Source organism: Chitinophaga fulva, assembly GCF_012927205.1.
Lineage (GTDB): Bacteria > Bacteroidota > Bacteroidia > Chitinophagales > Chitinophagaceae > Chitinophaga > Chitinophaga fulva.
Genome location: NZ_JABBGC010000001.1, coordinates 1,726,846 through 1,738,767, shown reverse-complemented (window position 1 = coordinate 1,738,767; position 11,922 = coordinate 1,726,846). Strand labels below are relative to the sequence as shown.

Genomic DNA, 11,922 nt, shown 5'->3' with positions numbered 1-11,922 from the left:
CTTAAAAATCGTCATCGTCGTCATCAAAGCGGTCATTGAACAGGTCCATGTCCTTGAACTCGTCGTCGATGCCCAGGTCATCGTCGTCATCAGTTTTCTTGCCACCACCAGCAGGGCGGCCGCGTTTACCTTTTGACTTAGGCATGTCAAACTCTTCAAAGTCCGGATCGTAGTCTTCGTCCTCGCCCTTTTCCCACGCGTCATCGACATCGTCCATATCATCATCGTCGTCATCCTCCTCATCGTCATCGTCTTTACGTTTGGATTTGGAAGCTGACTTATCTGATTTCTTTGAGGTTTTCTTAGATGTAGTTTCCTCTTCATCCTCGTCCTCCTCATCATCTTCATCCACCTCTTTCTTAGGCTTGGCCGCAGCTTTAGGAGCGTCTTTTGCAGTCTTAGGAGAAGTAGTTTTTTTCGTCTCTTTCTCTTTATCAGATTTTGATTTCATAATAGGTTCACTTATTTCTTTGCCGTAAAGTTTTAACAGTTTTTTTGATTAGCCAAATTTTTTTTGCCGTTTTTTTTCCTTAATTTTTGAGGTTTAGCGCTCCAGTATCTGATCGCGTCCCGGCCCGTTGGAAACGTATTTCACGGGAACGCCCAGATAGTTATCTACTGCTTCCACAAAAGTTTTCATCTCTGAAGGTAACTCGTTGAACTGCTTGCAGGTAGCAGTCTTTTCGCTCCATCCGTTGAAGGTTTCCCATACCGGGGTCACCTCCAGTCCATTGAGCTGGAAAGGCAATTGTTTGGTCTGTTGGCCATCGATATTATAGGCAGTGCAGGCGAGTACTTCATCAAATTCATCCAGTACATCGCTTTTGGTCATGACCAGTTGGGTAACGCCGCTCAGCATACAGGTATAGTTCAGGGCTACCAGGTCGATCCAGCCACAACGGCGGGGACGGCCGGTTACAGCGCCGAATTCATGGCCGGCTTCACGCAGTTTTTCACCGGTGGCATCATGCAGTTCGGTAGGGAAAGGACCGCTACCAACGCGGGTGCAATAAGCTTTGGTCACACCAATCACTTCTTTAATCCATTGCGGAGCAATGCCCAGTCCGGTACATACGCCGGCAGAAATAGTATTGGAAGACGTAACAAACGGATAAGTACCGAAATCCACGTCCAGCATGCTTCCCTGAGCGCCTTCGGCCAGTACTTTTTTACCGGCTTTCAGTTTCTCATTCAGGAAATATTCGCCGCTAACGATATTCATTTTTTTCAGGAAAGGCACCGCCTCAAAGAATTCTTTTTCCCAGGCCTCGATATCCGCTTCCAGTCCTTCTACATTGTATTGGGACAGCATCTGCAGGTGTTTCTGCTTCAGCTTTGCGTACAGTGCTTCAAAATCAGCAGAGATCACATCACCCACACGCAGGCCGTTTCTGCCTGTTTTGTCCATATATGCGGGACCGATGCCTTTCAGGGTAGAACCGATTTTATCATTTCCTTTAGAGATCTCGGAAGCCTTGTCCAGCGCACGGTGCGTAGGAACGATAATATGCGTTTTTTCCGCGATAAACAGGTTTTTTGTCAGGTCGATGCCCAGGGCAGCGATATCTTCACTTTCTTTTTTGAAAGCTACAGGGTCCAGTACCACGCCATTACCAATCAGGTTAATGGTTTTATCATGAAACACACCGGAAGGAATGGTGCGCAAAACTACTTTCTGACCGTTTACATACAAGGTATGGCCAGCATTTGGTCCACCCTGGAAACGGGCAATCACGTCGTACCTGCCGGCAAAATAGTCCACAATTTTACCTTTGCCTTCGTCGCCCCATTGCAGGCCTAACAAAACGTCTACCATAATGATTTTAATTAATTATCGGAGGTTGCTTTTAAAAGAAGTGGCAAAATTACGCTGAAATACCACAAAATCAAATTTCTCTCGCAAAGAGCGCGAAGAGACCCGCAAAGAGCACAAAGGACGATGCCTGCTCCCTGCGAAGATCCTTGTTTTACCTGACCTCACGTGATGTTGCACGCAAAGGCGCTAAGCACCAAAGACGCGAAGAATAAACAAAGAAGCAGCCAGGAAAATATTAAAAATTATTTTATTATTTTCCTGGCTGCTTTGCTCTCTTCGTGCGCTTTGCGCGAACGCTTAGCGCGCCTATAATTGCGATTCTTCGAGTCGTTGTACTGACTGGATACCATCCAGTCTCTTGAGCCGGTCCACCAGTTCGTCCAGTTCCTCCTTATCATGCACATATACCTTGATCAGGCCTTCAAACAGCCCTTCCTTGGATTCGATGCTGAGTGCAGAGATATTGACTTTCAGTTCACCGGAGATAATATTGGTGATTTTGTGGATAACGCCTACATCATCCATACCAATAATCCGCAAACCGGTAAGGAAGGAGATTTCCCTGTTTTTGACCCATTTGGTTTTCACCACGCGGTGGCCATAATTAGCCAGCAGCTGGGCAGCATTGGGACAGTTGGTCCGGTGTATTTTAAGGCCTTCGCTGGCGGTAATAAAGCCAAACACGTCGTCGCCGGGGATGGGACGGCAGCAGTTGGCCAGCTTGTAGGCAATCTTATCGGAGCTTTCTCCGAAAATGATCAGTTCCGCGTCTTTTTTGTTCGGGATCTGATGTTTCACATGCTCTTCCGGAACATGTTCCGGTTGTTTGACCGGCTTAGGCTGCTCCAGCTTGTCTCCCAGGAGGGTAAACTGTTTCAGCTCTTTCAGGTCAATATTTTTCACTGCGATCTGGTAATACAGGTCGAGCGGGGATGGTTGTTTATAAAACTGTACCAGCTCATTGATATTGTGCTGGCTGGCAGTCACTTTCAGATGGTCCAGCTTGCGCTCCAGCGCAGCTTTTCCATCCATGGCCACTTTTCTTTTTTCTTCCTTCAGGGCGTCCTTGATCTTGGACTTGGCTTTGGCGGTCAGCACAAAGTTGAGCCAGTCTTCAGAAGGCTTCTGTTTGTTGGAAGTAATGATCTCCACCTGGTCCCCGCTGCGCAGTTTATGGCTAAGCGGCACCAGTTTATAGTTGACCTTGGCGCCGATACATTTGTTGCCCACAGCACTGTGGATCGCATAAGCGAAGTCCAGCGCCGTAGAATTGACCGGCAATATTTTCAAGTCGCCTTTAGGCGTATAAACATAAATCTCTTCCGTAAAGAGATTGCTTTTAAAATCAGCGAGGAAGTCGAGCGTATTGGAGTCCGGGTTGCTGAGGATTTCCCGTATTTGGGTGAACCATTGGTCGAACTTGGACTCCTGTTGCTGGTTTGGGGACCCTTCCTTATAACGCCAGTGAGCGGCCACCCCTTTTTCGGCGTAGTCGTTCATGCGTTTGGAGCGTATCTGTACTTCCACCCATTTACCCTGTGGGCCCATTACCGTTACGTGCAGGGCTTCGTAACCATTGGATTTCGGGTTGCTGAGCCAGTCGCGTGTACGTTCCGGGCTGGGGTGGTAGAAATCGGTGATGATGGAATATACCTTCCAGCAGTCAGCTTTTTCCTTGTCCAGCGGGGAATCCAGGATGATGCGGATCGCGAACAGGTCGTATACCTCTTCAAAGGCTACGCCTTTTGTTTTGATTTTATTGTGGATAGAATGGATGGACTTCGGGCGACCGTAGATCTCGAAGGTAAATCCTTCCTCCTGCAACACTTCCTTGATAGGCTTGATAAATTCGTTGATGTAGCGGGTGCGTTCACGCTTGGTTTCCTTCAGGCGCCGGGCTATTTCACGGTAGGTTTGTTGCTCCGTGTATTTCATGGCCAGGTCTTCCATCTCGGACTTGATGTTGTACAATCCGAGGCGGTGTGCCAGCGGAGCGTAGATAAACACCGTTTCGGAGGCTATTTTCAACTGTTTTTCCCGGCTCATGCTGTCGAGGGTACGCATGTTATGCAACCTGTCGGCCAGTTTGATCAGGATCACCCTGGGGTCATCTGCCAGGGTCAGGAGTATTTTCTTGAAGTTTTCCGCTTGTGCGGTACTGGTATTGGAATCGATGACGGTGGATATTTTGGTGAGACCGTCCACGATATGGGCGATTTCATTGCCAAATTCGCGGGACACGTCTTCCAGGGTCACTTCCGTATCTTCCACGGTATCGTGTAACAAGGCACAGATAGCTGAGCGTACGCCCAGTCCGATTTCTTCCACACATATCTGTGCCACGGCGAGGGGATGCAGGATATAAGGTTCACCTGATTTACGGCGCATTTCCTTATGGGCATCCGCTGCCATTTCAAAAGCAGTACGTACCAGCTCCCTGTCGCCTTTTTTCAGACGGGGTTTAAGCGCCCTTAACAAGGCGCGGTAATGCCGGACGATTTCCTTTTTCTCCTGCTCTTCGTCTAGATTATATTTTTGAACTGCCGCTGTTTCCATTGGGCCTAAAGTTACGATTTAATATAATCTGAAAGAAACAGGGGGCCAAAAGGGCCACAGCTATTGTTTTGCCTGATTGGTGATCGGAATGGTGATCTTTTGCAGAGGGAGGTCTTTAGGGACATTGAGGCGCATGCCAACGTTAAAGATCGTTTCCAGGTTGAGCCGGGGTTCGAGCTTTATCTGTTTACGGATCTTTCCGATAAATACGTCCATGCTGCGGCTGGAGGTGACGTCGTCACGTCCCCAGAGCTTCATCAGCAATTCATCTTTTTTGATAATTACATTGGGGCGATTGAAGAAATAGCGCAGCAGCTTGGCTTCTGTGGGGGAAAACGTTGCCACATAGGCGGTCTGGCTGTCCTGGGGATATACCTTCATTTTGCGATAGTTGAACGTATGGTCGCCCACCACGTGGCCGATCAGCAGTTCACTTTTGGGGGGGCGGGTCCATTTGAGGAAGGCCTTCACCCTTCTTTGCAGCTCCAGGAGACTGAAAGGTTTTACGATGTAGCCGTCTGCGCCCAGCTTAAATCCGTCGAGCCTGTCAGCGTCCATCGTTTTTTCGGCAGAAAGGAAGAAGATCGGCACCAGTGTATTTTTGCTGCGTACGTCGCGGGCCAGCTGAAAGCCGTTTTTCCGGGGCATCACAATATCCACCAGCAGCATATCATATCGTTTACGCTGGAACTCCTCCCACGCGTCTTCCCCGTCCATACAGTGCTCTACCTGATAACCGATGCTTTCCAGGTTTTTTTTGACGATTTCGCCCAGTACCTTATCATCCTCCGCCAACAAAATCCGGGGGTTCTTATTCACTTGGGTTTGCATGTTCATAATCAACCTTTTTGGACATATCTACCTATAAAACAAAAAACAGGCGGCCTTGGGTTATTGGCTGCCTGTTTTTATTATTCACTACAAATTAACACTAATTCACATCATTTTCACATTTTATCCACAGCACTTATGCGAATAGCGACTGCGTGGTTCCAGGCCTGTTGCCGAAGCTTTTCAGGGATATGTACGGTAACAGTGTCCCCTTCGGTTTTCCACATTAGTTTACCGGAACCGCCCAGCAACTGTAAAGATGCCCCTCTGGCTGGTTTCAGCCCTTTAAAAACAATCGTGGCGGGCAGTCGCTCCTGCTCGTCCAGCAGGTAAATAGCATACACACTGCCGTCCTTCTTCCGGGTGAAACACACTTTACCATCCTTATACGGCGCTATAGCCCGGGTACCATAAATAGCAGCACTGTTCACTTTCATCCAGTCACCGATACCTTTCATGGTGGTATAAGCCTCTTTATGCAGCTCTCCATCCGGACCAGGGCCCACATTCAGCAGGTAGTTGCCGCCCTTGGCCACGATATCCACCAGATTGTGGATAAGCTTACCAACGGGCTTGTATTTATCATCCGGCACATAAGACCAGGAATTGGCCATCGTCATACAGGTCTCCCATGGATAAGCCAATGGCTTCTCCGGGATCTGCTGCTCAGGGGTGCGGTAGTTTTCATACGGACCATGCACGCTGCGGTCTACCACAATCAGCCCCGGCTGATGGCTGCGCGCCATCTTAGTGATGCGGCCCATATCGATATCCTGGTCCTGTGGCAGGGTTTTGCTCCATGACAGGGATTCTTTGGTCTGCTGCTTCAAAGGCCTTACCCAGCCGCCATCCAGCCAAAGGATTTCCAGTTTACCGTAACCCGTCATCAGCTCCTCGATCTGATTATAAGTATACTGCTTGAATTGGTTCCATCTTTCAGGATATTTTTTCACGTCATAGTTCACATTACGGTCACGGGGCGGGAAATAATTCCACCAGTAAGCATCAGAATGCCAGTCTGGTTTGGAAAAATAAGCGCCTGCATGAATACCTTCCTTACGGAACGCTTCAAACACCTCTTTCGCAATATTAGCCCGCGGATTTTTACTGAAAGCCACGTCTGGCGCGGTCACCCGGTAATCTGTCTGTTTGGTATCGAACATACAGTAACCATCATGATGTTTGGTGGTAAACACCAGGTATTTCATACCGGCTTCCTTAGCGGCTTTAGCCCATTTCTCCGGTGCAAAAGCAGTAGGATTAAAGGTTTTACCCAAAGCCTGGTACTTTTGCAGGTATTCGAAATAGGGCATCTTAGGGTATTTACGCCCTATCCATTCTTCATCTTCCGGACAGATACTCCAGGACTCCACTACGCCCCACTGGGAATAAGGTCCCCAGTGAATAATCATTCCGAATTTCCAGTCCTGCCACTCGTCCAGCTTCTGGACCACCACCGGATCTGTCTCCGGTACATACGGCGGTTCTTCTGTTTGCGCACTGACCGCATTTACCGCGAGCCACACACAACCCAATGCCATCCATAATTTTCTCATAGTCAATTTTTATAAGTATCTACCAAAGAGGTAATTGTCAACGCCGCTTTGATCTGCTCTACATCGCGCGTGGATCGTAACCAGACAGTCCTGGTTTCACCAGGCAACAGGTCAAAGTAATTCTGATCAAACCGCTCATCCGGGGCTGCATTATTCAACTGTAAATAAACATTCCTGGCAAGCTTGTCTGCCCGGATAGTCAGCAACACTCTGTCACGGTATACGGACGGCGGATCTATGAACACCTTATGTTCCACTGTAGTTGTGAAAACTGGCTTTTCCAACAACATATCCTTCGCCGGGGCAAAATAAAAGATATTACGGTTGACAATCTTATTGTCAATTCGCAGTTGTGCATAGCATATTACCTCAGCAGGATTCCTTCCCTTCAGGATAGCCGCTGTATCTACTGTAAAGATTTTCTTACTGGTATTGGCGGAAATCTCCACACCGGACAGGGTTTGTTTCCATACCGGGTTGCCCGCCAGATCAATGGCTACCAGCTCCACTTCCGCTTTACGGTTGCGGGTTTCGTCAGAAACAGCCCATACATTCAACTGGTTATTTTCCACAACACCGGATATCAGCAAAGGATTAAAAGCGTCTTTTACATAGTATTGCAGCGCTTTCCAGCGACCGTAGTAGTCGCGGCCAGACCATGACGGACCAGGCCAGCAGTCATTCAACTGCCAGTACAAAGTACCCATACAATACGGCATCGCTCTGCGATGCGCTTCAATAGCCACTTTCATGCCTTCCGCCTGCAACACCTGGCTCAGATAAACGAAAGACGGGAAGTCTTTCGGCGCCTGATAATAATGCAGCATATAAGTACGGATAGCCGTATTGCCTTTGGCAGGGCTTTTCTGGTGCGACTGCATCACATTGGAGTAAATATCATAATCTGCTTTGGTCGCAAAACTATCGATGGTGGCCATTTCAGGGAATGACTGGAACCCGTATTCACTCATGAACCGCGGAATGTGCGTGTTAAACGCTTCAAACCATTCCATGCCATGCCATACGCCCCAATAGTGATTATCCCCTTTGGTAAAATCTTCTTTCTTACCCCAGTTGCTGATAGGGGAAGAATGAAAGTAAAAACGGCCCGGGTCATTTTCTTTTACTACAGCGGGCAATACGTTTTTAAACAACTCGTCATATCCCCGTTGCAGACTGGCCCATTGTGCATCGGTATAAGCATAACCACTCTGCCAGCCCCAGTTTTTAATCGCTACGGCCACTTCATTGTTGCCACACCACAACGCCAGTGACGGGTGTTTGCGCAATCTTCTGATGTTGCTGGCGGCCTCTGCTTTCACGTTGTTCAGGAAAGCCGTATCAGACGGGTACAACGTACAGGCAAACATAAAGTCCTGCCATACCAGGATACCGTAAGCATCTGCCAGTGAATAAAAAAGATCATCTTCATAAACGCCACCACCCCATACGCGTACCATGTTAAAATGACTGGTACGCATGTCATCAAACAAGTGTTTGTATGTAGATGCAGACACCCTTGGCAGGAAATTGTCCTGCGGGATATAGTTGGCCCCTTTCATGAAAACCGGGCGACCATTGACTTTCACGTAAAAACTCTCTCCCAGGCTGTCCGGCTGATTAATAATTTCGATAGTTCGCAGTCCTACCGGCTGTTGATCTTTATCAATGGAGACAGCATTATCCAGCAATTCGGCAGTCATTACATAACAGGTAGGACTTCCCTGTCCGACGGGCCACCACAGCTGCGGCTGGCGGATCTGCACCGGCGCGTGCACCGTATTGCTGCCTTGTTTCAGCGTTACTTTGGTAGTGATTACCTTATTGTAGCTTCCGAGTTGGGTAGTCAGTTTGAGACTGTAAGTGCCGGGGGTTGCGGCTTCGATGGTAGCGACCGCATTCAGCGTAGCGCTGGCAATATTCAGTTGTTGCTGTTGCCACCACACATCGCGGATAACTGCTTTATTCCATTTTTTCAGCAGTACCGGTCTCCATATACCAGAGGTGACGAGGCGCGGGCCCCAGTCCCAGCCGTAGTGATAAGGCGCTTTACGGGCATAGATGCTCAGGGGTATATCGCTGGCATCATTGCCGGCAGGATAGATCACCTGATCTTTCAGAAACTGCGGTATATCGTGTTTGATGGGGCTTTCGAAGAGTACCCGAACCTCATTGTCCCCTTCGCGCAGCCAGCGTTTTACATTGATTACCTGCTCCACGAACATATTGGCTGATTGCAGCACCAGTTGACCGTTCACATATACAGATGCATAGGTGTCCAGTCCTTTGAAATCCAGCTCCAGCACATCGTATTGCAGGTCAGCAGCCGACAGTTTCCATTTTTTCCGGTACTGCCAGTCTTTCTTGTCCACCCACTGCACTGCTTTTTCGTTGGACCCTACAAACGGGTCGGGTATCATATGCAGGGCCAGCAGATCGGTATGCACTGTGCCGGGCACAGTGGCAGGACGCCATACGCCTTCATCCACGCGGGAGAACTCCCACCCGGAAACCAGCGTGTCTGTAACTGTTCCCGCTGCATAAATCGATTTAGTCACGCAGGTCAAAAAAAAGATCGATACCAGCCATCGACCCCATCTCATATATTTCATATCTTGATTTTTCAGCCAGCTTCAAAAATAATATTGATTTCCGATCTTTGGTACATGAAACGTTTCTGGCAACAAATATTAAGATACTTCTATATTGGCAAAGGGGACCCTAACGCGCCTAAAACACGTTATGTAGCGATGATGCATGGCATGAACCGCATCTCGATTATTCTTTTTCTGATTGCCCTGATCGTAATGATTGTGAGGCTGATAAGAAGACACTAAATCATTTACGATTTAGTTATTTTGTCATTTGACTATTTACTTTTAGCATAGTTAACGATTACTTCCGCGGCCCTTCTGCTGGCGTCTCTTTCGCCGAGCTTATGCCACAGTTCTGCGTAGTCAGTCATCAGGTGCCGACGGGCCTTATCATCTTTCAGCAGGCTGGTCAGTTCTTTCAACAGATTTTCTTCTGTAAGATCGTGCTGGATCAGTTCTTTCACCACCAGCCGGTCCATGATGAGGTTGACCAATGAGATGTATTTTACTTTGATCAGTCTTTTAGCGAAGAAATAAGAGATAGGATTGCCTTTGTAACACACCACTTCAGGCACACCGAAAAGCGCTGTTTCCAGTGTGGCAGTACCGGAGGTAACGAGGGCTGCTTTGGCCTGCCGCAGCAGCTTGTAGGTTTTGCCTTTCACCATGGACACATTGGGGTGTTGTCCGGTGAGGCTTTCCAGGAAATGGTCGTCGAGGCTGGGCGCCTGCGCCACAATAAACTGGTATTCCGGGAAATGTTTGGCCATGGTGAGCATGATCGGCAGTTTTACGCTCACCTCCTGTTTACGGCTGCCGGGTAGCACAGCTACAATGGGCTTGTCAGACAGTGGCGTGTCGGCCGGTTCTTCCTTGGCCGCCTTGATCACCTCCACCAGCGGATGGCCTACATATTCCGTTTCGTAGTTCCATTTACGGTAAAAATCCTGCTCAAACGGCAGAATGCACAGCATCTTATCCACATCGCGCTTGAGCTTTTTTACGCGGCTTTCCTTCCAGGCCCATACCTGCGGAGAGATATAATACACTATTTTGATGCCCTGCTGTTTGGCCCATTCGGCAATACGCATGTTAAAGCCGGGATAATCCACCAGCACCAGCACATCCGGTTTAAAAGCGGCGATGTCTTTTTTACACACCTCCATATTACGCAGGATCGTGCGGAGGTTCATCACCACTTCCACAAATCCCATGAAGGCCAGTTCTTTGTAGTGTTTCACCACATTCACACCTGCGGCTTCCATCATATCGCCTCCCCATCCCCGTATATCCGCTGTGGTGTCCAGCTGCTTCATCTGCTTCACCAGGTTACTGCCATGCAGATCCCCTGATGCCTCTCCTGCTATAATGTAATATTTCAATCTGGTGTTTATTAAAAATTATCTGATCAGTTTAAGTAACAAGATGACAATAGCATACAGCATTGTCACCAGAAAGATGCCTTTGGCGGTAATATCCTTCCGGGTCCTGGTATACAGAAAAAAGACTAATCCATTCAACAACAGACAGATACTCACTATTTTAGGAATCATTTGCCGGTTGTCTTTCAGGATATTAAAAAACTGTCCCAGCCCTATGTTGTTATGGGGTCTGATAAGGAAAAAGTAATACAGGAAAAATGCTACCAGGGGAGTCAGCAGCCCCAGTACAATTCCTAACGAAAGATTGTCTTTTTTCAACATAAGGTTATAATAGTGGCGATATTGCCGTTGTTCTTAGAGATCCTTCCAGGATTCTTCCAGCTGTTTCATCAGCTTATAGTTGGTCAGGTCAAATTGTACCGGCACCATAGACGCATAGTTGTTTTCCAGTGCCCATACATCCGTATCTTCTCCTACGTCCCTGTTTTTGAACTGCCCGGTGAGCCAGTAGTATTTTTTACCATGCGGATCGCGGCGTTCGTCGAATTCCTCTACCCACTTGGCATCTGCCTGCCGGCAAAGGCGCAGTCCTCTAAAGTCTTTTTCTTCTACCACCGGAATATTCACGTTGAACAGGCTTCCGGCTGGCAGGTTAGCAGCCAGCATACGCTCTGTCACCTCACGGGCTACTTTGGCGGGTAGTGAAAAATCGGCATCATAGCTGTATTCCAGGAAGGAAAAGCCAGCAGAGGGAATACCCTCGATGGCCGCTTCCATGGCTGCTGACATGGTGCCGGAATAGATCACGTTGATGGAGTGATTAGCACCGTGATTGATACCGCTTACGCAGATATCCGGTTTACGATGCAGTATTTTGTCTCTCGCCAGCTTCACACAATCTACCGGAGTACCGGAACATTGCCACGCTTCTATATCTTCAAAAATATTAACCTGGTTCAAACGCAAAGGTACACCTATTGTAATGGCATGCCCCATGCCCGACTGCGGGCTGTCCGGTGCTACCACCACTACCTTTCCCAACGGCCGCACTGCTTCAATCAAAGCCCGTATACCCGGCGCCGTTATACCGTCGTCGTTCGTTACTAATATGATGCGCTCCTGTTTTTCCATATTTCACATTTTTACTTTGCTCAACAAATTTAAGCTCTCTCTCAAACATTTCGCTT

At 48.2% G+C, this 11,922-nt stretch carries 10 protein-coding genes; 1 reads left to right on the top strand and 9 read right to left on the bottom strand.

The genetic code is table 11. The annotated features are described in order from the left end of the window. Position 1 precedes the first annotated feature (1 nt). From HHL17_RS07305 to HHL17_RS07280, 6 genes are all read right to left on the bottom strand, one after another. Positions 2-451 carry a hypothetical protein gene (locus tag HHL17_RS07305; RefSeq protein WP_169224094.1) on the bottom strand — a complete coding sequence of 150 codons (450 nt, stop codon included), beginning with the start codon at positions 449-451 and terminating at the stop codon, positions 2-4. A gap of 93 nt (positions 452-544) precedes the next feature. Beyond that, positions 545-1,816 (bottom strand): adenylosuccinate synthase, encoded by a 1,272-nt coding sequence (locus HHL17_RS07300; protein ID WP_169224093.1) that lies wholly within the window; start codon positions 1,814-1,816, stop codon positions 545-547. Positions 1,817-2,122: 306 nt separating this feature from the next. Then, positions 2,123-4,372, bottom strand: a complete 2,250-nt coding sequence (locus HHL17_RS07295; protein ID WP_169224092.1) for a RelA/SpoT family protein — start codon at positions 4,370-4,372, stop codon at positions 2,123-2,125. 60 nt (positions 4,373-4,432) lie between these two features. After that, positions 4,433-5,209 (bottom strand): response regulator transcription factor, encoded by a 777-nt coding sequence (locus tag HHL17_RS07290; protein WP_169224091.1) that lies wholly within the window; start codon positions 5,207-5,209, stop codon positions 4,433-4,435. A gap of 110 nt (positions 5,210-5,319) precedes the next feature. Then, positions 5,320-6,759, bottom strand: a complete 1,440-nt coding sequence (locus HHL17_RS07285) for an alpha-L-fucosidase (RefSeq protein ID WP_169224090.1) — start codon at positions 6,757-6,759, stop codon at positions 5,320-5,322. A gap of 2 nt (positions 6,760-6,761) precedes the next feature. Beyond that, positions 6,762-9,317, bottom strand: coding sequence for a beta-mannosidase (locus tag HHL17_RS07280; RefSeq protein ID WP_317166528.1), 2,556 nt, complete (start codon positions 9,315-9,317; stop codon positions 6,762-6,764). A gap of 108 nt (positions 9,318-9,425) precedes the next feature. Here HHL17_RS07280 and HHL17_RS07275 point away from each other — a divergent pair, with 108 nt between their 5' ends. Continuing rightward, positions 9,426-9,596: a DUF6728 family protein gene (locus HHL17_RS07275; protein WP_168870085.1), complete on the top strand. Its 171-nt coding sequence runs from the start codon at positions 9,426-9,428 to the stop codon at positions 9,594-9,596. A 32-nt stretch (positions 9,597-9,628) separates the two neighbouring features. Here the strand turns inward: HHL17_RS07275 and lpxB are convergent, their stop codons facing one another. From lpxB to surE, 3 genes are read right to left on the bottom strand one after another with little or no spacing between them, the layout of a single operon-like run. Further along, the gene (gene lpxB, locus HHL17_RS07270; protein WP_169224089.1) at positions 9,629-10,735 is read right to left on the bottom strand and encodes a lipid-A-disaccharide synthase; all 1,107 of its coding nucleotides are present in this window, start codon (positions 10,733-10,735) and stop codon (positions 9,629-9,631) included. An 18-nt stretch (positions 10,736-10,753) separates the two neighbouring features. Then, positions 10,754-11,056 carry a hypothetical protein gene (locus HHL17_RS07265; RefSeq protein ID WP_169224088.1) on the bottom strand — a complete coding sequence of 101 codons (303 nt, stop codon included), beginning with the start codon at positions 11,054-11,056 and terminating at the stop codon, positions 10,754-10,756. Positions 11,057-11,089: 33 nt separating this feature from the next. Then, positions 11,090-11,866 (bottom strand): 5'/3'-nucleotidase SurE, encoded by a 777-nt coding sequence (gene surE / locus HHL17_RS07260; RefSeq protein WP_169224087.1) that lies wholly within the window; start codon positions 11,864-11,866, stop codon positions 11,090-11,092. Positions 11,867-11,922: the final 56 nt, after the last annotated feature.

What these genes read in the sequence shown, in the direction of transcription:
- HHL17_RS07305 (WP_169224094.1), bottom strand. Translation starts at nt 451, where the DNA reads ATGAAATCAAAATCTGATAAAGAGAAAGAGACGAAAAAAACTACTTCT.
- HHL17_RS07265 (WP_169224088.1), bottom strand. Translation starts at nt 11,056, where the DNA reads ATGTTGAAAAAAGACAATCTTTCGTTAGGAATTGTACTGGGGCTGCTG.
- HHL17_RS07290 (WP_169224091.1), bottom strand. Translation starts at nt 5,209, where the DNA reads ATGAACATGCAAACCCAAGTGAATAAGAACCCCCGGATTTTGTTGGCG.
- HHL17_RS07300 (WP_169224093.1), bottom strand. Translation starts at nt 1,816, where the DNA reads ATGGTAGACGTTTTGTTAGGCCTGCAATGGGGCGACGAAGGCAAAGGT.
- surE (WP_169224087.1), bottom strand. Translation starts at nt 11,866, where the DNA reads ATGGAAAAACAGGAGCGCATCATATTAGTAACGAACGACGACGGTATA.
- HHL17_RS07275 (WP_168870085.1), top strand. Translation starts at nt 9,426, where the DNA reads ATGAAACGTTTCTGGCAACAAATATTAAGATACTTCTATATTGGCAAA.
- HHL17_RS07295 (WP_169224092.1), bottom strand. Translation starts at nt 4,372, where the DNA reads ATGGAAACAGCGGCAGTTCAAAAATATAATCTAGACGAAGAGCAGGAG.
- HHL17_RS07285 (WP_169224090.1), bottom strand. Translation starts at nt 6,759, where the DNA reads ATGAGAAAATTATGGATGGCATTGGGTTGTGTGTGGCTCGCGGTAAAT.